This is a genomic window from Streptomyces sp. NBC_01235, from assembly GCF_035989285.1.
Lineage (GTDB): Bacteria > Actinomycetota > Actinomycetes > Streptomycetales > Streptomycetaceae > Streptomyces.
The window spans coordinates 2980397-3001324 of sequence record NZ_CP108513.1 but is presented as its reverse complement, the minus strand read 5'-3'; the positions used below and the strand labels follow the sequence as shown (position 1 = coordinate 3001324).

Annotated in this window: 19 protein-coding genes and 1 pseudogene; 9 read left to right on the top strand and 11 right to left on the bottom strand. The window is 72.1% G+C overall.

Annotated elements, in window-relative coordinates; translation table 11 throughout:
* Positions 1 to 4 precede the first annotated feature (4 nt).
* Positions 5 to 583, top strand: coding sequence for an alkaline shock response membrane anchor protein AmaP (gene amaP / locus OG289_RS12965; RefSeq protein ID WP_327314154.1), 579 nt, complete (start codon positions 5 to 7; stop codon positions 581 to 583).
* A gap of 19 nt (positions 584 to 602) precedes the next feature.
* On the opposite strand, the gene OG289_RS12960 is transcribed toward amaP, so the two are convergent.
* The 5 genes from OG289_RS12960 to OG289_RS12940 are packed head-to-tail and all read right to left on the bottom strand — an operon-like array spanning position 603 to position 5595.
* Positions 603 to 1358 (bottom strand): SDR family oxidoreductase, encoded by a 756-nt coding sequence (locus OG289_RS12960; protein ID WP_327314153.1) that lies wholly within the window; start codon positions 1356 to 1358, stop codon positions 603 to 605.
* A gap of 5 nt (positions 1359 to 1363) precedes the next feature.
* Positions 1364 to 3151, bottom strand: a complete 1788-nt coding sequence (locus OG289_RS12955; protein ID WP_327314152.1) for a glycoside hydrolase family 15 protein — start codon at positions 3149 to 3151, stop codon at positions 1364 to 1366.
* 34 nt (positions 3152 to 3185) lie between these two features.
* Positions 3186 to 3470: a hypothetical protein gene (locus OG289_RS12950; RefSeq protein ID WP_327314151.1), complete on the bottom strand. Its 285-nt coding sequence runs from the start codon at positions 3468 to 3470 to the stop codon at positions 3186 to 3188.
* On the bottom strand, positions 3467 to 4042 hold the full coding sequence (locus tag OG289_RS12945) for a SigE family RNA polymerase sigma factor (RefSeq protein ID WP_442818894.1): 576 nt from the start codon (positions 4040 to 4042) through the stop codon (positions 3467 to 3469). Before OG289_RS12945 ends, OG289_RS12950 begins: the two co-directional genes overlap by 4 nt.
* Positions 4039 to 5595 (bottom strand): sodium:solute symporter family protein, encoded by a 1557-nt coding sequence (locus OG289_RS12940; RefSeq protein ID WP_327314150.1) that lies wholly within the window; start codon positions 5593 to 5595, stop codon positions 4039 to 4041. Before OG289_RS12940 ends, OG289_RS12945 begins: the two co-directional genes overlap by 4 nt.
* A 226-nt stretch (positions 5596 to 5821) precedes the next feature.
* Between OG289_RS12940 and OG289_RS12935 the strand changes: the two genes are divergently transcribed.
* Positions 5822 to 7975: a carbon starvation CstA family protein gene (locus OG289_RS12935; RefSeq protein ID WP_327314149.1), complete on the top strand. Its 2154-nt coding sequence runs from the start codon at positions 5822 to 5824 to the stop codon at positions 7973 to 7975.
* A complete protein-coding gene (locus OG289_RS12930; RefSeq protein ID WP_327314148.1) occupies positions 7972 to 8163 on the top strand; it encodes a YbdD/YjiX family protein in 192 nt (63 codons plus the stop codon). The genes OG289_RS12935 and OG289_RS12930 overlap by 4 nt, the downstream gene beginning before the upstream one ends.
* A gap of 306 nt (positions 8164 to 8469) precedes the next feature.
* On the opposite strand, the gene OG289_RS12925 is transcribed toward OG289_RS12930, so the two are convergent.
* The 3 genes from OG289_RS12925 to OG289_RS12915 form a co-directional block, all read right to left on the bottom strand.
* A complete protein-coding gene (locus tag OG289_RS12925; protein ID WP_327314147.1) occupies positions 8470 to 9261 on the bottom strand; it encodes an SURF1 family cytochrome oxidase biogenesis protein in 792 nt (263 codons plus the stop codon).
* Positions 9262 to 9353: 92 nt separating this feature from the next.
* Positions 9354 to 9587 carry a hypothetical protein gene (locus tag OG289_RS12920; RefSeq protein WP_327314146.1) on the bottom strand — a complete coding sequence of 78 codons (234 nt, stop codon included), beginning with the start codon at positions 9585 to 9587 and terminating at the stop codon, positions 9354 to 9356.
* A 79-nt stretch (positions 9588 to 9666) separates the two neighbouring features.
* Complete coding sequence (locus OG289_RS12915) at positions 9667 to 10677, bottom strand: DEDDh family exonuclease (protein WP_327314145.1); 1011 nt, start codon at positions 10675 to 10677, stop codon at positions 9667 to 9669.
* 307 nt (positions 10678 to 10984) lie between these two features.
* Between OG289_RS12915 and OG289_RS12910 the strand changes: the two genes are divergently transcribed.
* The 4 genes and pseudogenes from OG289_RS12910 to OG289_RS12895 form a co-directional block, all read left to right on the top strand.
* Positions 10985 to 11695, top strand: a complete 711-nt coding sequence (locus OG289_RS12910; protein WP_327314144.1) for a VIT1/CCC1 transporter family protein — start codon at positions 10985 to 10987, stop codon at positions 11693 to 11695.
* Positions 11696 to 12484: 789 nt separating this feature from the next.
* Positions 12485 to 13369, top strand: coding sequence for a sterol desaturase family protein (locus OG289_RS12905; protein WP_327314143.1), 885 nt, complete (start codon positions 12485 to 12487; stop codon positions 13367 to 13369).
* Positions 13366 to 14040, top strand: a complete 675-nt coding sequence (locus tag OG289_RS12900) for a lysoplasmalogenase (RefSeq protein ID WP_327314142.1) — start codon at positions 13366 to 13368, stop codon at positions 14038 to 14040. Before OG289_RS12905 ends, OG289_RS12900 begins: the two co-directional genes overlap by 4 nt.
* 49 nt (positions 14041 to 14089) lie before the next feature.
* Positions 14090 to 14363, top strand: a pseudogene (locus OG289_RS12895) (alcohol dehydrogenase catalytic domain-containing protein); the annotation flags it as partial.
* A 73-nt stretch (positions 14364 to 14436) separates the two neighbouring features.
* On the opposite strand, the gene OG289_RS12890 reads toward OG289_RS12895, so the two are convergent.
* The 3 genes from OG289_RS12890 to OG289_RS12880 form a co-directional block, all read right to left on the bottom strand.
* Positions 14437 to 15387 carry a copper resistance D family protein gene (locus OG289_RS12890; RefSeq protein ID WP_327314141.1) on the bottom strand — a complete coding sequence of 317 codons (951 nt, stop codon included), beginning with the start codon at positions 15385 to 15387 and terminating at the stop codon, positions 14437 to 14439.
* Positions 15388 to 15480: 93 nt separating this feature from the next.
* Positions 15481 to 16977, bottom strand: coding sequence for a CoA transferase (locus OG289_RS12885; RefSeq protein WP_327314140.1), 1497 nt, complete (start codon positions 16975 to 16977; stop codon positions 15481 to 15483).
* Between the two features lie 64 nt (positions 16978 to 17041).
* Complete coding sequence (locus OG289_RS12880; protein WP_327314139.1) at positions 17042 to 18574, bottom strand: S8 family serine peptidase; 1533 nt, start codon at positions 18572 to 18574, stop codon at positions 17042 to 17044.
* A gap of 262 nt (positions 18575 to 18836) precedes the next feature.
* Between OG289_RS12880 and OG289_RS12875 the strand changes: the two genes are divergently transcribed.
* On the top strand, positions 18837 to 19193 hold the full coding sequence (locus OG289_RS12875) for a DUF485 domain-containing protein (protein ID WP_327314138.1): 357 nt from the start codon (positions 18837 to 18839) through the stop codon (positions 19191 to 19193).
* Complete coding sequence (locus OG289_RS12870) at positions 19190 to 20818, top strand: solute symporter family protein (protein ID WP_327314137.1); 1629 nt, start codon at positions 19190 to 19192, stop codon at positions 20816 to 20818. The genes OG289_RS12875 and OG289_RS12870 overlap by 4 nt, the downstream gene beginning before the upstream one ends.
* Positions 20819 to 20928: the final 110 nt, after the last annotated feature.

Genomic DNA, 20928 nt, shown 5'->3' with positions numbered 1-20928 from the left:
GACGATGCTCGGCACCGTCAACCGTGTGCTTCTCGCAGTCGTGGGGCTGGTGCTGCTCGCCGTCGGCGGCGCGGTACTGGCCGTGGGCCTGGGCGCCTCACCGCCGTCCTGGTGGCTGCACGAAGGCCCCCACGACAGCCTCCTCACCACCGCCGAACGCACCCGCTGGCGCGACGAGGCATGGTGGTGGCCGACGGTCATCGCGGTCCTCGCCCTGCTCGTCCTGCTCGCCCTGTGGTGGCTGATCGCGGTCCTGCGCCGCCGCCGGCTCGGCGAGGTCCTCGTCGACACGGGCGACGGCGCGGGCGCCCTGCTGCGGGGCCGCGCCCTGGAGGGCGTACTCGCGGGCGAGGCGGGCCGGATGGACGGCGTCGCCCATGCCCGCGTGCATCTGACGGGCAGGAGGGAGGCTCCCGAGGCACACGTGCGCCTGCTCCTGGAGCCCCATGTGGACCCGGCGACGACCCTGAACCAACTGACGGCGCAGGCCCTGACCCACGCGCGGGACTCGGCGGCCCTGAAGGCGTTGCCGGCGGAGGTGCGGATGAAGGGCGTCAAGCACAAAGCGGAAAGGGTCAGTTGAGCGTTGTCGGCAGGCGTTCTCAGAACCCGTGCCGCATCCCGCCGTCGACCGGCAGCATGACGCCCGTCAGATAGGAAGCCGCCGGCGACAGCAGGAACGCGGCCGTGCGCCCGAACTCGTCCGGAGTCCCGTACCGCCGCAGAGGAATGCGGGACTCGTTCGCGGCCCGGGTGGCCTCGGGGTCGGCCGACAGCCCGTCCAGTTCCCGCACCCGGTCCGTGTCGATACGTGCCGGCAGCAGCCCGACCACGCGGATCCCCCGAGGCCCCAACTCGTCGGAGAGCGACTTCGCGAACCCGGCCAGCCCCGGCCGCAGTCCGTTGGAGATCGTCAGCCCGGGGATCGGCTCGTGCACCGACCCCGACAGCACGAACCCGATGACCCCGCCCGCCTCCAGCTCGGCGGCGGCCGCCCGCGCGAGCCGGACCGCTCCCAGGAACACCGACTCGAACGCGGCCTGCCACTGCTCGTCGGTGTTGTCCGCGACGAACCCGGGCGGCGGACCGCCCACGCTCACCAGCACCCCGTCGAACCCGCCGAAGGCGTCCCGCGCCACGGCGATCAGCCGGGCCGCCGCCCCGGGATCGGCGTTTTCCACGGCGACACCGACGGCGTTCGGCCCCAGCTCCGCCGCGGCGTCGGCGACGCGCTTCTCGTCCCGCCCGGTGAGGACGACTTTCGCACCGTCCGCGACGAGCTCGCGCGCGGCGGCGTTGCCGAGGCCGCGCGTGGCTCCGGTGACGACGTACACCCGGTCCTTCAGTCCAAGATCCATGGCCCCTATCCTGCCCCCTTGCCGTCGAACAGGGCGAGGGCGGTGTTCACCAGGCCGAGGTGACTGAACGCCTGCGGGAAGTTGCCGAGGTGCCGGCCGGTCACCGGGTCGTACTCCTCCGCCAGCAGTCCCACGTCGTTGGCCAGCCCGACGAGCCGTTCGAACAGCTCCCGTGCCTCCTGCGTACGGCCCGTCATGTGCAGTGCGTCCGCGAGCCAGAACGAGCAGGCGAGGAAGGTGCCCTCGTCGCCCGGCAGACCGTCGACGGGCGCGCCGTCGGTGCTGTAGCGGCGCACCAGGCCGCCGTGCCCGAGCCCCTCGCGGATCGCGTCGACGGTGCCGACCACCCGCGGGTCGTCCGGAGGCAGGAAGCCGACGCGCGGGATGAGCAGCAGGGAGGCGTCCAGGTCGCGCGAACCGTAGAACTGGGTGAACGTGTTGCGCTCCGGGTCGTAGCCCTTCTCGCACACCTCCCGGTGCACCTCGTCACGCAGCGCCCGCCAGCCCTCCAGGTCGCCGCGCAGCTTGGGGTTCTCCTCCAGCGCGCGGACGGCCCGGTCGGCGGCCACCCACACCATCACCTTGGAGTGCACGAACTGGCGGCGGCCGCCGCGCACCTCCCACAGCCCCTCGTCCGGCTGCCGCCAGTTCTCGGCCAGCCACTTCATCAGCGCGCACTGCAGCGACCACATGTGCGGCCTGGGCGACAGGCCGGAGGTCCGGGCCAGCGACAGCGAGTCCATCACCTCGCCGTAGACGTCCAGTTGCAGCTGGTCCACGGCTCCGTTGCCGATGCGGACGGGCGTGGAGCCCGCGTAGCCGGACAGCCACGGCAGCTCGCTCTCGGGCAGCCGGCGCTCGCCCGCCAGCCCGTACATGATCTGCAGGTCCGCCGGATCGCCCGCGACGGCGCGCAGCAGCCAGTTGCGCCAGTTCTCGGCCTCCTCCTGGTAGCCGGCCGCCAGCAGCGCGCCGAGGGCGAGGGTCGAGTCGCGCAGCCAGCAGTAGCGGTAGTCCCAGTTGCGCACCCCGCCCAGCTCCTCGGGCAGGGAGGTGGTGAGCGCGGCGACGATGCCGCCGGTGGGGGAGTAGGTGAGGGCCTTGAGGGTGATCAGGGAGCGGACGACGGCGTCCCGGTGGGGTCCGTCGTAGCGGCAGCGGGCGGCCCACTCCTGCCAGTCCTCGACGCTGGCACGCACCGCCTCCCACGGGTCGACGAGCGCCGGGCGGGACTCGTGCGAGGGGTGCCAGGTCAGCACGAACGCGACCGACTCGCCCTCGGCGACGGTGAACTCCGAGTACGTGCGGAAGTCCTCGCCCCAGGTGCGCACGGCCGGCTCGCTGCGGAACCAGACGGCGTCGGGACCGGCGATCGCCACCCGGTGCCCGTCGACCCGGCGCATCCAGGGCACGACCCAGCCGTAGTCGAAGCGCAGCCGCAGCGTGCTGCGGACGGTGACCCGGCCGCGCAGCCCCTCGACGATACGGACGACGTCCGGGGCCTGGTCGCGCTGGGGCATCAGGTCGGTGACCCGGATCGCCCCCTCGTCGGTCTCCCACTCGGTGTCCAGGACGAGGGTGTCGGGCCGGTAGGCGCGCCGTGTGCAGGAACCCTTCACGCCCTTGGGCGCGATGCGCCAGTGGCCGTTCTCCTCGCCGCCGAGGAGGCGGGCGAAGCAGGCCCCGGAGTCGAAGCGGGGCAGGCAGAGCCAGTCGACGGAACCGTCGACGCCGACCAGGGCCGCGGTCTGTTCGTCGCCGATGAGGGCGTAGTCCTCGATGCGGGGGTGCACGGGGTTCCGGGTTCCCGGCGGACCGGTACGGCAATCAGGGGTGCGGCCGGGCGGGTGACGACAGACTCATCGGGTCGCCTGCGCCCGAGAAGACGACCCCGGGGTGGGACGGGGCCTGGTTCAGCACCCACAGGCCGATCAGCGTGGCCAGCGCGAAGACGACGGTGATCAGTACGGCGAGCACCAGTCGCCGCCGGCGTTCGCGCCGCAGCCACTCGCCGCGCGCCGTGCGATAGGCGTCCGGGGCCGGCCGCACGCCGTCGGCCAGCGCCTCCAGGGCCTCGCGCAGCTCCCGCTCGGTGCGGTCCGTGTCGTTCATCGCCGGGCCTCCATCGCCTGGGTGAGCGCGGCCAGGCCGCGGGAGGTGTGGGTTTTGACGGAGCCGCAGGAGATGCCCATGGCGGCGGCGATCTCGCTCTCCTTCAGCCCGAGCCAGTGTCGCAGCACGAGCGCCTCGCGCTGCCGGGCCGGCAACTGCTGGAGGGCGTCGATCAGGACGCGCTGGTCGTCGCGCAGCAGCGCGGTGCTCTCCGCGGAGGCCACGATCTCCTCCGGGAGTTCCGGCGGGCTCTCCACATGCCGGCGGGCGACCTGGAGGTGCCGTATCCGCATCCGGGTCAGGTTGCAGACGGTGGACCGCAGATACGCCTCCGCCGCCTCCACGTCCCGCAGCCGCCGCCACTTGCGGTAGATCTGGTAGTACGCCTCGGCGACCACGTTCTCCGGGTCGTCCGCGCCCAGCAGCACGGCGAGCCGCAGCATCGAGGAGTAGTGCAGCTCGAAGAGCCGGGCGAGAGAGGCCTCGCGTTCCAGCTCGGCCGGGTCGCCCGCCACGGGGGTGAGCGGCTCGACGGGTGGCTCCTGCACGGGGATCGGGTGTCTGCGTCTCACGGGTGGTTCGCTCCCGTCTCGGGGCGCCGCCTGAGGGCCAGGCGGGAGGGCAGGTCGGTGGTGTCGGCGCCGCGCGGGACGCCGAGTCGTTCGAGGACAGCGGTGCCGGCCACCGCGACGGTCAGGTTGAGCAGCAGCGCCACCAGGCCGGCGTAGACCTCCAGCGGTCCGAACCCGAGGCCGACGATGGACGAGAACCCCTCGCGCACGACCAGGAAGGTCCCGGCCGCCATACCGGCCGCCCACCCGGCGAGCAGCGCGCGCGGATGCAGCCGCCCGGTGAACAGCCCCACGGCCACGGCCGGAAAGACCTGGAGGATCCACACCCCGCCCAGCAGTTGGAGGTTGACGGCGTCCTGGTCGCGCAGCCCGAACACGAACGCCACCGCCCCCACCTTCGCGGTCAGCGACACCGCCTTGGCGATGCGCACCTGCCGCTTGGGCGTGGCCGTCGGATGCACGTACTCGACGTACACGTTCCGCACGAAGCCGGTGGCCGCCGCGATCGACATCACGGCGGCCGGGACCAGCGCGCCCACGGTGATCGCGGCGAACACCAGCCCGGCGAGCGGAGCGGGCATCAGCCGGTCGACGAGCATCGGGACGGCGGCCTCGGCGCCCCCTTCCGGAGCCCGCACGCCCGCCGCGAGGGCGGCGACGCCGAGGAAGCCGAAGAGGGCGAGCAGTCCCGTCCACACGGGCAGCGCCGCCGACACCTTGCGCAGGGTGCGGGGCCCGTCGGCGGCGAACCCGGCCGTGAGCACGTGCGGGTACATCAGCAGCGCCAGCGCGGAACCCAGCGCGAGCGTGGCGTACGCGGGCTGCTGGGCGGGGGAGAGGACCAGCGCGGAGTGCGCCACGTCCGTCCCGCCGAGCCGCCGCGCGGCGCCCTCGAACACCGCCCCGGGCCCGCCGAGCCGCCGCAGCACCAGCCAGCACACGGCGGTGAGCGACACGAACACCGCCACCGCCTTCAGCGCCGAGATCACCGCGGGCGCCCGCAGCCCGTGCCGGTAGGTGGCCACCGCGAGCCCCGCGAACAGCGCCACCATCACCAGGTCACCGGCCGCGCCCCGCGGATACACGCCCCCGGCGGTCAGCACGGCCCGTATCCCGAGCAGTTGCAGCGCCAGATACGGCATCGTCGCGAGGATCCCCGTCAGCGCCACCACCAGGGCCAGCGGCGGTGACCCGTACCGTCCCCGCACGAAGTCGCCGGCCGTGACGTAACCGTTTCTGCGGGCCACGCTCCACAGCCGGCTCAGCAGCACGAAGGCGAGCGGGCAGACGATCACCGTGTACGGCACCGCGAAGAACGCGGGCGCGCCGTTGCCGTACGCCAGGCCCGGCACGGCGGTGAAGGTGTACGCGGTGAAGATCGTGCCGCCGAGCAGCAGCCAGGTCCACACGGGGCCGAGGGAGCGGTCGGCCAGCGCCCAGCCCTCCAGGGAGGGCAGCCGGTCGCTGGGGCGCAGCCGTCGCGCGGTCACGGCGAGCAGCGACGCCCCGCCGATCACGGCGAGGAACGTCGTGGTCATGGCGCCGTCGGCCATGGGTCACCGTCCTTGGTGTGCCTGTGCCCTCACCGGTCAGTTGCGCGGACGGCCGTTTCGGTTGACGGAGAACCGGCGGGAAATCCTCTGGAAATTCGCTGTCAACCACTTCCGGCGGGCGGGCAACTCTTGCACAGACCGACGCCGAACGGGAGAGCCGCCCGTCGCCGATCTCCAGGCACCTCGTGTCACGAGGTGTGCCGCACCGCCCAGGCCAGGAGCCGCCATGCCTACGTCCACCCTGCCCGAAACCGGTCTGCCGGGGCCGGAAAAGTCGCGTATATCACCAAGGTCCTTCCTGTTGTGGACCGCTGTCGCCCTGCTCGGCGCCGTCGCCTGGGGCGTCCTCGCCCTGGCCCGCGGCGAGCGGATCTCGGCGGTCTGGCTGGTGGTCGCGGCCCTGGGCTCGTATGCGATCGCCTACCGTTTCTACTCCCGCTTCATCGTCCGCCGGGTACTGCGGCCGGACGACAGCCGGGCCACCCCCGCCGAACGCCTCGAGGACGGGGTCGACTTCCAGCCCACCGACCGCCGTGTGCTGCTCGGCCACCACTTCGCGGCGATCGCCGGCGCGGGACCGCTGGTGGGACCCGTGCTCGCGGCCCAGATGGGCTACCTGCCCGGCACCCTGTGGATCGTCGCCGGGGTGATCTTCGCCGGCGCCGTGCAGGACATGGTGGTGCTGTTCCTGTCGATGCGCCGGGACGGCAGGTCGCTCGGGCAGCTGGCCCGCGACGAGATCGGCCGCGCGGGCGGGGCCGCCGCCCTCGTCGCCGTCCTCGCCATCATGATCATCCTGTTGGGCGTGCTGGCGCTGGTCGTCGTCAACGCCCTGGCCCACTCCCCGTGGGGGACCTTCTCGGTCGCCATGACCGTCCCCATCGCCCTGTTCATGGGCTTCTGGCTGCACCGCATCCGCCCGGGCCGGGTCGTCGAGACGAGCTTCATCGGCGTGGCCCTGCTGCTGCTCGCGATCGTCGGCGGCAGCTGGGTGCAGAACTCCTCACTGGCCGACACCTTCACCCTCAGCCCCACGACCCTCGTCTTCTGCCTGATCGGCTACGGCTTCGTGGCCTCGGTCCTGCCCGTGTGGATGCTCCTCGCCCCGCGCGACTACCTCTCCACCTTCATGAAGATCGGCACGATCGCGCTGCTGGCGGTCGGCGTGGTCGTCGCCGCGCCCGTGCTCAGGGCGGACGCGGTGAGCGACTTCGCGTCGTCGGGCAAGGGCCCGGTCTTCGCCGGCTCCCTCTTCCCCTTCCTCTTCATCACCATCGCGTGCGGCGCGCTCTCCGGCTTCCACGCGCTCGTCGCCTCCGGGACGACCCCCAAGCTGATCGAGAAGGAGTCCCAGGTCCGGCTCATCGGCTACGGCGCGATGCTGATGGAGTCCTTCGTCGCGATCATGGCGCTGATCGCCGCGGCCACCCTGGAGCCGGGCCTGTACTACGCGATGAACGCGCCGGCCGGACTGCTGGGCACGACGGCCGAGTCGGCGTCCCACGCGGTGGCCGGCCTCGGCTTCACCATCACGCCCGACCAGTTGACGCACGCCGCGAAGGCGGTCGAGGAGCAGACCCTGATCGCCCGCTCCGGCGGCGCCCCGACCCTCGCCGTCGGCATGTCGGAGATCTTCTCCGGCATCTTCGGCGGCACCGCGATGAAGGCCTTCTGGTACCACTTCGCCATCATGTTCGAGGCGCTGTTCATCCTGACCACGGTGGACGCGGGCACCCGTGTCGGCCGCTTCATGCTCCAGGACATGCTCGGCAACCTCTGGAAGCCGGTCGGCCGGGTCAACTGGAAGCCCGGCATCTGGCTGTGCAGCGGCCTGGTCGTCGCCGCCTGGGGCTACTTCCTGTACAGCGGCGCCACCGACCCGCTGGGCGGGATCAACCAGCTCTTCCCGCTCTTCGGTATCGCCAACCAGTTGCTGGCCGCCATCGCCCTGACCGTCTGCACGACGGTGCTGATCAAGTCCGGGCGACTGCGCTGGGCCTGGGTGACCGGCCTCCCGCTGGCCTGGGTGGTGGCGGTCACCTTCACCGCCGGCTGGCAGAAGATCTTCTCCGACGACCCCAGGATCGGCTTCTTCGCCCAACGCGCGCGCTACGCCGACGCCCTCGACGCCGGTCAGGTGCTCGCACCCGCGAAGTCGGCGGCCGACATGCACACGGTCGTCACCAACTCCACCGTGGACGGCGTGCTGATCGCCGTGTTCCTGCTGCTGGTCGCCGTGGTGATCGTGAACGCGGCGGTGGTGTGCGTCAGGGCCGTACGGTCCCCGGTTCCGCTCCCGACGACCGAGGCGCCGTACGTCGAGTCCCGCATCGACGTGCCGACGCGGCCGACGGAGCCCCTGGTGGAGTCCCGGTCGTGAGGGCCGCCGTGCGCTGGGCGCGGGCGGTGCGCTGGTATCTGCGGGAGCTGACCGGGGAGGCGGAGTACGACCGCTACTGCGAGCGGCACCGACGCCACCACCCGCTCGCTCCGGTGCCGAACAGACGGGAGTACCAGGTGCTGCGGGCACTGCACAGGGAGGAGCATCCGCAGTCCCGCTGCTGCTGATGCCTGGTCACCAGACCCCCGCCGCGGCCTGCGCGGGCAAGCGCCCCGACCCGGCCGGAGGCAGGGGACCGCAAGGTCGGTCGGCGGGGCTGCGTGTCGGTCGGCCGGGCGGCGCGGCCTGGGGTGTCGGCGGGGTGGCCCGGCCGGTGTCGGCGGCGCGGCCTGGGGTGTTGGCGGGGTGGCCTGGCCGGTGTCGGCGGCGCGGCCCGGGGTGTCGGCGGGGTGGCCTGGCCGGTGTCGGCGGCGCGGCCTGGGGTGTTGGCGGGGTGGCCTGGCCGGTGTCGGCGGGGAGGGCAGCGGCCCCGGCTACACCACCGCCGGCTCGGCCTGCTCCGTCTCCTTCGCCGCCGCCTGCGCCCGGTCGCGGGCCTCCCGGCGGGCCAGGACCACCCAGCCGACGGGGACACCCGCGGAGAACAGCCACCACTGGATGGCGTACGCGTAGTTCAGGGCCGCGTCCTCGCTGCCGGGCGCCCCGACCAGCTCGGGGCTGTCGCCCCTCGGCTCGGGCGCGGTCTGCGCGATGTAGCCGCCGAGCACCCGGGCGCCGAGGCGCTGGGCCTCCTGCTCGCTGTTGATCAGCATGACCTGCCGGTCCGGCAGCCCCTTGAGGTTCTTGATGCCGCTCGCCGCGGTCGTCTCGTCGGGCATCAGCCGCCCCGTGACGGTTGTCCGGCCGCTCGGCGGCGCGGGGACCTTGGGGAACACGGTCTGACTCGGACCGTCCGCGGGGATCCAGCCCCGGTTGACCAGCAGCACCTTGCCGTCCGTCAGGACGAGCGGGGTGAGGACGTGGAAGCCGACCGTCTCGTCGGCGTTGACCCTGCGCCTGACGACGACCTCGTGCGCGGTGTCGAACGTGCCCGTGGCGGTCACGCTCCGGTACCGCTCGCTGCGGGTGACGGTGTGCCCCGGAGTGGTCAGCTGCTCCACGGGCACCGGCGTCGCGCCCAGCGCGTCGGAGACCAGCTGGTTGCGCGCGGTGCGCTCGTCGTAGCGGTGCATCTGCCAGAAGCCCAGCCTGATCATCGTGGGGATGAGGAGGAGAGCGACCAGCGTGAGGATCACCCACTGCCGGGACAACAGGAAGCGGTACACCCCACGACCGTACAACTCGGTCGTGGGGCGCATTCGGGCGGGTACCGGAAGGGGGCCCTCCGGGGTCGGCCCGCGGGGCTTCCGAGGCCGGCTCACACCTTGTCGACGATCCCCACCTTGCCCTCCGCGCGGGCGCAGTGCGCGCCGCAGAACCAGTGACCCTCGACCTCGACGCCCTGGCCGATGATCTGGACCCGGCAGTGCTCGCAGATGGGGGCCATGCGGTGGATCGCACAGGAGAAGCAGTCGAACACGTGCACAGCGCCCTGCGCGTGCACCTCGAAGGTCATTCCGTAGTCATTGCCGCAAACTTCGCATCTCGCCATGCGCCACAGGGTGAGCCGTCGCCCGCGGCCGGGCGAGCGGACGGCGGGCGAGTCGCGCGGCAATCACCCGTACGTACGGTCACTCGTCGGCGGGCTCCACATCCCGCAGGAGTTGCCCGAAGGCGGCCTCGTCCACGACGGGCGTCCCGAACTGCCGCGCCTTCACCACCTTCGACGTGCCCGAGCCGGGGTCGTTGGTGACCAGCAGACTGGTCACCCGGGACAGGCTCGTGGCGACATGCAGCCCCGCCTCTGTGGCGCGGTCCTCCAGCAGCTCGCGCTCGACCGACGTGTCCCCCGAGAACGCGACTCGCATGCCCTGCTTGAGCCTCTTGCCGTCCTCGTACCGCCCGGGGTTGGGATACGGGCAGGCGGGCCTCTTGCGGGACGGCCGCCAAGTGCCGGGCCGATAACTGCTGTAGCCGCCGTAACCGCCGCCAGGACCGCTCGCCTGCTGTCCGATCCGGGGCGCGGGCCGGTCGGCCCACTCCGTCAGCGGTCGGCACTCGAGCAGCGGGAGCCGGACCCCGCCCGCCGCCGCGGCCCGCAGACTCGGCCGGAACGCCTCCGCGAGCACGCGCGCGTCGTCGAGGGCGTGATGCGCCCGCTGCTGTACGACGCCGAAGTGGGCCGCCAGCGACTCCAGCTTGTGGTTGGGCAGCGGCAGCCCCAGCTCCTTGGAGAGCGCGATGGTGCACAGCCGCTGCCGCACCGGCGCCTCGCGCTCGGCGCGCGCGTACTCCCGCGCGATCATCTGCCAGTCGAAGACCGCGTTGTGCGCGACGAGCACCCGGCCGTCGAGCCGCGCCGCGAACTCCTCGGCGACGTCCGGGAAGAGGGGCGCGCCCTCCAGCACCTCGCTCGTCAGACCGTGTATCCACACCGGCCCCGGATCGCGCTCCGGATTGACCAGCGTGTACCAGTGGTCCTGGACCTCACCGCGCGCGTCCAGCCGGTAGACGGCGGCGGAGATGATCCGGTCGTCCCGGGCCAGGCCGGTGGTCTCCACGTCAACGACCGCGTACCCCTGGGGATACGCGGTCGGCCACTCCGTGGGGGACGACGCTGTCGTCGTGTGGTCTTCGAGCATGGTCACTGAGGATACGGGCCGCCACTGACACCTCGTCGCACCTGCCCCGAAGAGGGGCACGGAGAAGCCGCAGAGGGGACACGCGGAACCTGGGGAAGGCCGCGGGAAGCCCTTCGGTCCGTACGGCAGTTCGCGGGGCGCACACGCGCGTGCGTACGGCCGTCGACCGCCGGCCGGGCAACTCCGGGGCGGCGGCCCACGGTTCGCGCACCCCCCCCGGGTCCCAGGGGCACCGGTCTCGCGCACCGGAACACCGAGGAGCGTCGATACGACACCACCACCTCCCAGGGGTGCCATCCTCCTTGCTGTGACGGAACCAACCCACGTCGAGGCCCACGACGGCTCGCTCGGATCCCGGCTGAACTGGCTGCGCGCCGCCGTCCTCGGCGCCAACGACGGCATCGTCTCCACCGCGGGCCTCGTCGTCGGCGTGGCCGGCGCGACGGACGACCGCTCGGCGCTGCTGACGGCCGGCCTCGCCGGTCTGCTCGCCGGGTCGATGTCCATGGCGGCGGGGGAGTACGTCTCCGTGTCGACGCAACGGGACTCCGAGAGGGCCGCTCTCGCACTGGAGCGGCGGGAACTGCGCGAGGAGCCGGAGGCCGAACTGGAGGAGCTGACCGAGCTGCTGGAGGAACGGGGCCTGTCCCGGGAGGTGGCCCGGGAGGCCGCCGTCCAGCTCACGGAACGGGACGCCCTGAGGGCCCACGCGCGCGTGGAGCTCGGCATCGACCCCGACGAACTCTCCAACCCCTGGCACGCGGCCTGGGCGAGCTTCCTCGCCTTCACCGCCGGCGCCCTGCTTCCCCTCCTGGCCATCGTCCTGCCGCCGCCCGACTGGCGGCTCCTCGTGACGGTCGTGTCGGTCCTGGCGGCCCTGTCCGCCACGGGCTGGAGCAGCGCCCGCCTGGGGGCGGCGGCACCGGGGCGCGCGGTGCTGCGGAATGTGGGGGGCGGTGCGCTGGCGATGGGGGTGACGTACGCGGTGGGGGCTTTGCTGGGGGCGGCGGGGGTGTGAGGGTGAGGGTCAGGAGGGGAGAAGCGTGACGCGCTCCGGGGCGTTCCTTCCGGCCACGCGGCTGTCGGTACGGCGCTACGAAACACCGACCGCCCACGGGCGACCCGCAACGCGTGGAAGCACGGCCAGGAAGTCCAGGCCACCGGAGACCAGCACGCCGATCGTGTCGGCGTCCGCGGTCGGCGCCTCGACGCCCGGGTGAAGGCCCGAGGCAATGAGCCGGGCCGGGCCCGGGGGATCTCCGCCGGGACGCGCTCGATCCCCTCAGAGGGGGAGCGGGGGACGAATTGAGGGGGAGCGGGGGACGAACTCACCCCACAACGCGGGCGGTGCCGGCAGCAGTGCGAGAGCGCGCAGGTCGACGGCCGGAGAGGGGCCGGCCGGCGTCAGCGGGTCCGCCGACGTCCGGCCGGCCCCGTCCGTGAACAGCGGAGCCATACGCACCTGCGCCGCAGCGCGAGCACACCGCGGGCCGGATCCTTCACGAAGGTGACAGCACCACGGTGCGGTTCGCCGACGGGCAGGCCCTTGCTGCCCCGGCCGTGCACTCCGTCTCCCGGCGACGTCTTCCTTGCCGTCGACATCCCCTTGCCCGACTGCCAAAACGATCCTTCAGTGTGGCCACGCCCGCCGACGGCGTCGAGAGGGTTTCCGGCGATCATGGCGCGACGTCGCGTCCGTCCTTGGTGTCGGTTGGCGGAGATCGCCAAGAAGCAAGCGCGTACCGTCGGAAATACTTGTGGGTAACAACGTCTAGCCGCAGCCCACCAGCGGTTCTACGGTGCCCCCATGCCGAACCTGCCCGATGTCGTGCTGTGGTCGATACCCGCCTTCGTGCTGCTCACCGTGGTCGAGATGATCAGCGTCCGGATCCATCCCGACGAGGAAGCGGCCGGATACGAGGCCAAGGATGCCGTGACCAGCGTCGGCATGGGGCTCGGGAGTCTCGTCTTCGACTTCCTCTGGAAGATCCCGATCGTCGCGATCTACACGGCGATCCACGAACTCACGCCCCTGCGCGTCCCCGTCCTGTGGTGGACGCTCCCGCTGATGCTGCTCGCGCAGGACTTCTTCTACTACTGGTCCCACCGCGGTCACCACGTCATCCGCGTCCTGTGGGCCTGCCATGTCGTCCACCACTCCAGCGAGAAGTTCAACCTCACCACCGCTCTGCGTCAGCCCTGGACCACGCTGACCGTCTGGCCGTTCTACGTCCCTCTCGTCGCCCTCGGCGTCCACCCGGCCGCGCTCGCGTTCTGCTCCTCGGCCAACCTCGTCTACCAGTTCTGGATCCACACCGAGCGGATCGACAGGCTGCCCAGGTGGTTCGAGTTCGTGTTCAACACGCCCTCCCACCACCGCGTCCACCACGCCTCCCAAGGCGGCTACCTGGACCGCAACTTCGGCGGCATCCTCATCGTCTGGGACCGGCTCTTCGGTTCGTTCGTGCCCGAGGTCGACCGGCCCGTCTACGGGTTGACCAAGAACATCAACACGTTCAACCCGATCAAGGTGGCCACTCATGAGTACGTCGCGATCGTCAAGGACGTGAAGGCGGCGAGCGGTTGGCGCGAGCGGACGGGGCGGGTGTTCCGTGGACCGGGCTGGCAACCCACGCCGGCACCGACACGCTCGACCACCGCCACCCCGGTCGAGGAGACCACGGCCGCGTGACCCGTTCCCGCGTCCTCCTCGGTGCGTTCGCCCTCGCCGCGGCCGTCGACCTGTTCAGCCTCGCGGTCGGCCTCGACACCGGACACACGGTGGCCAAGCCCCTTCTGATGCCCCTCCTCGCCGCCTGGGCCGCCCTGCGCGGCGCGCCCCGGCCGCTCGTCGCCGCCCTCCTCTGCGGCTGGGGCGGTGACGTCCTGCTGCTCTCCGAAGCCGACCCCGCCTTCCTCGCCGGCATGGCCTCCTTCGCCGCCGGACATGTCTGCTACCTGGTGCTGTTCGCGCGCACCCACCGCCCACGCGCGCGTGCCGTCCTCCTCGCCCCCTGCTACGGCACCGCCCTGATCGCCACCGTCGCCCTGCTGTGGCCCGGCCTCCCCGCGGACCTGCGCCTCCCCGTCGCCGTCTACAGCACCCTGCTCACGGCCATGGCCTACTCCGCCACCACCCGGCTCGGCCCGGTGGCCGGCGCCGGCGGCTTGCTGTTCCTGCTCTCCGACACCCTCATCGCGACCGGCGTCGCCGACTGGCCGCAGCCCCCGCGCCCCGACCTGTGGATCATGCTCACGTACCTCGTGGCACAGTTCCTTCTGGTCCACGGCACCCTCGGCGCCCTCGGCGAGCGACGCGCGACGGCGACGTCGCACCGTGAAGTGCGCTCGACCACCCCCTGAGCGCACGTACACCAGAGACGAGAAGGACCCTGGTGCGCGCGCCACCACCATCCACGCCCCCTTCGACATCCGCGTGGAGGACGTATCCGAGCCCGTGGTGCGGCTGCCCACGGACGCCGTGGTCCGGGTGCTGCGCGCCCGCATCTGCGGCAGCGACCTGTGGGCGTACCGCGGCGAGGCGGCCCGGCAGCCCGGGCCGGAGGTCTCCCCAGGCCCTTGAGGCACTGGGGGAGGATCGGGCACGAGTTCCTCGGCGTGGTCGAGGAGACAGGCTCCGACGTGACGACGCTCGGGCGCGGTGACTCGTCGTCGCGCCGTTCATGGCGACCAACCGACACTCAACCTCAACAGGCGAGCGTCGACTGTTGACGGTCCATCCCTGACGATCATCGGACGTCAACCCTTGATGGGCAGCGGCAACGCCGTCAACAACCCCGACACCGCGACCACCACACCCAGCGTGGCGATCTCCACGCGCGCGGGGAAGCAGGCGGCCAGCGGGTCGGGGGCCCGGCGCAGCCGGGTCCGCGCCCACAGGGCGAGCAGGGCGACCGCGCCGACGAGGAGCACCTTGGCGAGCAGCACGCGCCCGTACGCCGTCGTCGTCAGCTGGTCGAGCACCGTCGGCGACGGCATCCGGCGCAGCGAGCTGCACAGCCCGGTGGCGGTGACCCCGGCGAACAGGACGGCCGCCACGCGCGCGTAGAGCCCGAGCAGCGCGGACCCCGCCTCGGCGCCGCCCCATTGCCGCAGCGTGCGGAGCACGGTCAGCAGTCCGCCGGCCCACAGCGCCGAGCACGTCAGGTGCACGACCGTCAGTCCGGAGCCGATCAGCGGCGTGTGCTCGGTCGGCGGATGCGCGCGCAGCGCCTCCGCCAGGACGACCGCCGCGAGCGGCCACGCCTGACGGTCCGGCCGGGGCGAGAGCGCGCACAGCCCGGCCACGGCGAACGCGATCGCCTCCAGCAGCGCGAGGACCCCGCCCCGCGAGCCGTGGCCGTGCGGCGCAAGCTCTCCGGCCGCCGCCGCGGCGGCGAACCCCACGACGGCCGCGTACGGCGCCCAGCTGCCCGGCCGACCGGACTGGGCGGCGGGCAGCCGTCGGACGAGTCCGCTCACGAACAGCTCGCCCACCTGGACGCACAACGCCGCGAACAGCACCGCCCGCAACAGCGCGACCGCGCCGGAGTCCGCGGCAGCGGACTCCCCGGTGCCATGCGCGGCGACGGACGGGCCGAGCAGGGGGATCAGCGCCCCGAGCCCCACCAGGACGAGCAGCGCCACGGCCCGGCCTGGGCCGGTACGGCGTGCGGAGTCGGTTGCTTCGGTCGGTCGTATGAGGGCCATGGCAGGATCTTCACCATGGCCGACAAAACTGGGCAAGTCGGCCTGAAACGACCGGAGGGCGCGGCACCCACCTGGGAGTGAATCGTCGGCGGCTCAGAGCCAGCACGCCGGATCGGCCCCCCAGGCCCCCGGCGGGCGCGTCCAGTCGCCGGGGCAACCGTCGAACGACACCGCCGGAAGGGCGTACCGCAGCCGCCCGATACCGCTGTCGGTCTCCGCGAGCCAGGGCGACGGGCTCCCGTAGGCCTCGCCGGGCATCTCGCCGCTCACCGCCCGTTCCTCCTCCTTGGTGATCCCTTTGCCCTCCCTTTCGCCCATCCGGACGCCGTCCCCTTCGTCCGCCCCGACGTCGTCCCCTTCGCCCACCCCGACGCGTCGCCCCCCGCCGGCACCCTCGGTCAGCCATGCCGCCGTCCGTGCCAGCGCCAGCCGCACGTACCGGCTGCCGCCGTCGTACGACTGCTCGGTCAGTGCCCGCAGCACGGCCGCCGCCAGCAGGTAGCCGGTGCCGTGGTCGAGGGCCTGCGCGGGCAGCGCGCCGGGCCGCTCGGCCGAGCCCTCGACGGTCGCGATGCCGGTGGCCGCCTGCACCAGGCTGTCGAAGCCGCGCCGCCCGCCCCACGGCCCGTACGCGCCCCACGCGGACACCTGCGCCACGACCAGCCCGGGCCGGCGTTCGGCCAGTGCCTCGGGGGAGAGGCCGAAGCGGTCCAGGGCGCCCGGCCGGTAACCCGTGACCACGACGTCCGCCGCCGCGAGCAACTCCTCGAAGGCGCGCCGGTCCGCCACCAGGTCCAGCAGCGCCGAGCGCTTGCCGAAGTCCGTGTCGGCGTGCAGGTCGGGAAGCTCGGGCAGGTGGGGTGCGTCGAGGCGCAGGACGTCCGCGCCCAGCAGCGCGAGGGTGCGGGTGGCGACCGGCCCGGCGAGGACCCGGGTCAGGTCCAGGACGCGCAGCCCGGCTGCGGGGAACAGGGGGGTGCCGTCCAGTGGCGTGAACGCACGCGCGCGTGCCCCGTCCAGTCGGCCCCGCTCGACCAGGGGGCGAGCGGCGACCGCGGCCGCCTGTTCGTGAGCGGCCCATTGCCCGGGTGTGCGCAAGGCGACAGCCAGGCCCCCGGCGGCGTACACCGCGTCCTCCACGCTCAGGGCGGAGCGCTCGGCGAGCGCCGCCGCCACGGCGGCCGGGGCGGTGTCCTCGGGGTTCGCGGGCAGGTCCAGGGCCTTCAGCAGCCGCGCGCGATGGTGGCGGTAGTTGGCGTGGGTGCGCACCCATCCGTCGGCCGTGCGCCAGAACCGTGACAGCGGGGCGAAGGCGACCGGCGCCCGCCCGTCGACCAGCACCTGGCGCTCGCTGGTGAACGCGGTGGCCACCGCCCCGTCGTCCACCCGCACCCCGGGCACTTCCGCGAGTCCGGCCCGACGCGCCCCCAGCTCGGCGCCGGCCAGAGCACATGCGCCCACACAGGCCCGCGCCAGCTCCCGCACGGGAAGGCGCCCCTGGAGAGCGCCTTCCCGCACCACGGTCGACACCCGCGGGAGAAGAGCGGGATCGCCGCCCAACGCAGACCAGGTCAACTTGATATCAGTCATGACTGCACTATGCAGTATTGACTGAATCAATATATGTACAGGGCCTATGTGGGCCTGTGTGGGCCTACTTCTTCACGGCCTTCAGCGCGTTGACGACACCGAAGCCGAAGAAGCCGTTGACGCGCTTGCCGCCCACGCACGTCGCGTCCACGACGCCGTCACCGTTGCCGTCGTACGGCTCGGCCGGGCAGGCCGTGCTGTCGGCCTGCAGCTTGAGCAGCGCCTGCAACTGGGCCGGGGTCGCCCACGGGTGCGTCGACTTCAGCAGCGCGGCCACACCGGCGACGTGCGGGGACGCCATCGAGGTGCCCTGAAGGAAGCCGTACGTGTTGTTCGGCAGCGTCGACAGGATGCGCCCGTTGGCCGACGGGGTGTCGGGGATCTGGTACTTGTCGCCGCCCGGAGCCGCGACGTCGACGACGCCCAGACCGTAGCTGGAGTAGTACGACTTGGTGCCCTTGACACCCGTGGCGCTCACCGTGACGACGCCCGGCAGCTGGGTCGGCACGTCGAAGCACTCGTGCGGGTCGACCGTCCGCGTCACCGGCGTGGAGTCGTCGGGGCTGCTGGCGTCTTCCAGGGCGTCGGAGTCCAGGTCGTGGTTGGAGTTGCCCGCCGAGGCGACGTTGAGCGTGCCCTTCTTCTGGGCGTACAGCTGGGCCCTGTTGACCGCGTCGACGATGGCCTTCTGGTCGGGGTCGTCCATGCAGTTGTACAGCCACGGGTCGACGTAGTAGCTGTTGTTCGTGACCTCGACGCCGTGGTCGGCGGCGAACACGAAGGCGCAGACGACGTTCTCCGGGTAGAAGAGGCCGTCCTTGGGGTCGCTCACCTTGATGCCGGCGACCTTCACGCCGGGCGCGACGCCCGCCACACCGATGCCGTTGCGGGCCGCGGCGATCTCACCGGCGACGTGGGTGCCGTGGTAGTCCTCGGCGGTGTACGGACGCCAGGCGCCCTCGCTGGTGTCCGCGACACCACCGACGCAGTTCGCCGACTGGGACGCGGAGAAGTTCGGCGCGAGGTCCGGGTGGGTGTCGTCCACGCCGGTGTCGATGACGGCGACCGTCACCTTCTTGCTGCCCGGGTTGATCCCGGCGGCCTTGTCGGCACCGATCGCCCGCAGGTCCCACTGGTCGGCCTCGAGCGGCTCGCTCTGGCCCGCCGCGTCGGAGGCCTTCTCGATCTTCGCGGCCTCCGCCTTCGACAGGACCTGCGCCGCGCCCTCGTCGGTGGTCCCGGCGGCGCTCAGCGGCGCGGTACGGGTCGCACCCGCCGACTGCACGCCGCGCACCGCGCGTATCCGCGCGCCGAAGTCGGGGTTCGCCGAGTGCACGACGATCACGCCGATCTTGTCGTACGTCGCGACGACGGTGCCGTCGGCCGCGGCGATCGCCTTCTTCACCGACTCGATCGTGCGGTGGTCCACCTTCGTGTTGACGACGTACGCCAGGGTTCCGGCGTCGGCCGTCTGGGTGGTGGAGGTCGTGGCAGGGGCCGCGGAGGCCGCCGTCGGAAGGAAGCCGAGGGAGGCGGTCAGCGACAGCACGACGGGCACCGCGAGAGCGAGGCGGCGTCTGGAAGGCAGATGAGCCATGGGGTCTCCACATCATCCGGAAACGGGACCTGTCCAAGCGCAGGTGCTGCTTGGACAGGTACATGACGGGTGGTACTCGCCCGAAGCTATCTCCCCGACTCGCTGGCCAGCAATGACCTTTGGCGACGACTTCCGAAAGAACCCGATCGAAAGAACCCGATCGAGTTGAACCGGCCCTAGCGCGCCGCCGTGCCCTTGTGCAGGGAGCCCGTGCACGATCGAGCCCCCGCCCGATCCGTCACCCGCAACACGAGGAGACTCCGTGGCCACCGAGACACCGCCCCCCTCGAAAGCCTCCCCCCAACTCCCCTCCAGCGAGGAGTTCGTCGCGGTGCAGGAGAGCGCGGAATTCGGTGAACTGCGCAGCTCCTACCGCAACTTCGCGTTCCCGCTGACCGTCGCCTTCATCGCCTGGTACCTGCTGTACGTCCTGCTGTCCAACTACGCGGGCGATTTCATGGGCACCAAGCTCTTCGGCAACTTCAACGTGGCCATGACCCTGGGCCTCGCCCAGTTCCTCACCACGTTCCTCATCGCCTGGTGGTACGCGCGGACCGCCGCCGCACGGTTCGACCCCAAGGCCGAGGCCATCAAGTCCCGGATGGAGGGCGGCGCATGAGCCCCGCACAGCACACCACCCTGCTCGCCGCCGGTGAGGCCGGCGAGCACCGCACGCTGATCATCATCTTGTTCTCGGTGTTCGTCGCCGCGACCCTCGTCATCACCGTCTGGGCCGGCCGCCAGACCAAGGACGCCGCCGACTTCTACGCCGGCGGCCGCCAGTTCACCGGCTTCCAGAACGGCCTCGCCGTCTCCGGCGACTACATGTCCGCCGCGTCCTTCCTCGGCATCGCGGGCGCCATCGCCCTCTTCGGCTACGACGGCTTCCTGTACTCCATCGGCTTCCTGGTCGCCTGGCTGGTCGCCCTGCTCCTGGTCGCCGAGCCGCTGCGCAACTCCGGCCGCTACACCATGGGCGACGTCCTGGCGTACCGCATGCGTCAGCGCCCGGTCCGCACGGCCGCCGGCACCTCCACCATCGTCGTCTCGATCTTCTACCTGCTGGCCCAGATGGCGGGCGCGGGCGTCCTGGTCTCGCTCCTCCTCGGCATCACCAGCGACGGCGGCAAGATCGGCATCGTCGCCCTGGTCGGCGTCCTGATGATCGTCTACGTGACGATCGGCGGCATGAAGGGCACCACCTGGGTCCAGATGGTCAAGGCGGTCCTGCTCATCGCGGGCGCCCTGCTGCTCACCTTCCTGGTCCTGCTGAAGTTCGACTTCAACGTCTCCGACCTGCTCGGCTCGGCCGCCGACAACAGCGGAAAGGGCGCGGCCTTCCTGGAGCCCGGCCTGAAGTACGGCGCCACGGGCACCACCAAGCTGGACTTCATCTCCCTCGGCATCGCCCTGGTCCTGGGCACCGCCGGCCTGCCGCACATCCTGATCCGCTTCTACACCGTGCCCACCGCCAAGGCCGCCCGTAAGTCGGTCATCTGGGCCATCGGCCTGATCGGCGCCTTCTACCTGATGACCCTCGCCCTCGGCTTCGGCGCCGCCGCCCTGATCAAGCCGGACGAGATCATCGCGTCCAACAAGGCCGGCAACACGGCCGCCCCCCTGCTCGCCCTCCATCTCGGCGGCGTCGACTCCAACTGGGGCGCGATCCTGCTGGCCACCATCTCGGCGGTCGCCTTCGCCACGATCCTCGCGGTCGTCGCGGGCCTCACCCTGGCCTCGTCCTCGTCCTTCGCCCACGACATCTACGCCAACGTCATCAAGAGGGGCCAGGCCTCCGAGAAGCAGGAGATGACCGCGGCCCGCTACGCCACGGTCGGCATCGGCGCCGTCTCCATCCTCCTGGGCGCCCTCGCCCGCGATCTGAACGTGGCCGGACTGGTCGCCCTCGCCTTCGCGGTCGCCGCCTCCGCCAACCTGCCCACGATCCTCTACAGCCTCTTCTGGAAGCGGTTCACCACCTCCGGAGCCCTGTGGTCGATCTACGGCGGCCTGACGACCGCAGTCGGCCTGGTGCTGTTCTCGCCCGTCGTCTCCGGCAAGCCCACCTCGATGTTCCCGGACGTCGACTTCCACTGGTTCCCGCTGGAGAACCCCGGCCTCATCTCGATCCCGGTCGGCTTCCTGCTGGGCATCGTCGGCACCCTCCTGTCGAAGGAGGAGCCCGACAAGGACAAGTACGCCGAGCTGGAGGTCCGCTCCCTGACCGGCACCGGAGCCCACTGAGCACCCACCGAACACGCCCCCTCCGCGGCCGCGTCGCAGATCTCTACGACGCGGCCGCGTCCTGCCTCGTGGGATCGGGCTCTGTTGTTGTCAGTGGCGTCACGTAGGCT

Excerpts from the sequence above, each read along its gene's own strand:
- amaP (WP_327314154.1), top strand. The coding sequence starts at position 5 with ATGCTCGGCACCGTCAACCGTGTGCTTCTCGCAGTCGTGGGGCTGGTG.
- OG289_RS12885 (WP_327314140.1), bottom strand. The coding sequence starts at position 16,977 with ATGACTGATATCAAGTTGACCTGGTCTGCGTTGGGCGGCGATCCCGCT.
- OG289_RS12940 (WP_327314150.1), bottom strand. The coding sequence starts at position 5,595 with ATGGCCGACGGCGCCATGACCACGACGTTCCTCGCCGTGATCGGCGGG.
- OG289_RS12905 (WP_327314143.1), top strand. The coding sequence starts at position 12,485 with ATGCCGAACCTGCCCGATGTCGTGCTGTGGTCGATACCCGCCTTCGTG.
- OG289_RS12920 (WP_327314146.1), bottom strand. The coding sequence starts at position 9,587 with ATGGCGAGATGCGAAGTTTGCGGCAATGACTACGGAATGACCTTCGAG.
- OG289_RS12935 (WP_327314149.1), top strand. The coding sequence starts at position 5,822 with ATGCCTACGTCCACCCTGCCCGAAACCGGTCTGCCGGGGCCGGAAAAG.
- OG289_RS12915 (WP_327314145.1), bottom strand. The coding sequence starts at position 10,677 with ATGCTCGAAGACCACACGACGACAGCGTCGTCCCCCACGGAGTGGCCG.
- OG289_RS12870 (WP_327314137.1), top strand. The coding sequence starts at position 19,190 with ATGAGCCCCGCACAGCACACCACCCTGCTCGCCGCCGGTGAGGCCGGC.
- OG289_RS12880 (WP_327314139.1), bottom strand. The coding sequence starts at position 18,574 with ATGGCTCATCTGCCTTCCAGACGCCGCCTCGCTCTCGCGGTGCCCGTC.
- OG289_RS12890 (WP_327314141.1), bottom strand. The coding sequence starts at position 15,387 with ATGGCCCTCATACGACCGACCGAAGCAACCGACTCCGCACGCCGTACC.
- OG289_RS12950 (WP_327314151.1), bottom strand. The coding sequence starts at position 3,470 with ATGAACGACACGGACCGCACCGAGCGGGAGCTGCGCGAGGCCCTGGAG.
- OG289_RS12960 (WP_327314153.1), bottom strand. The coding sequence starts at position 1,358 with ATGGATCTTGGACTGAAGGACCGGGTGTACGTCGTCACCGGAGCCACG.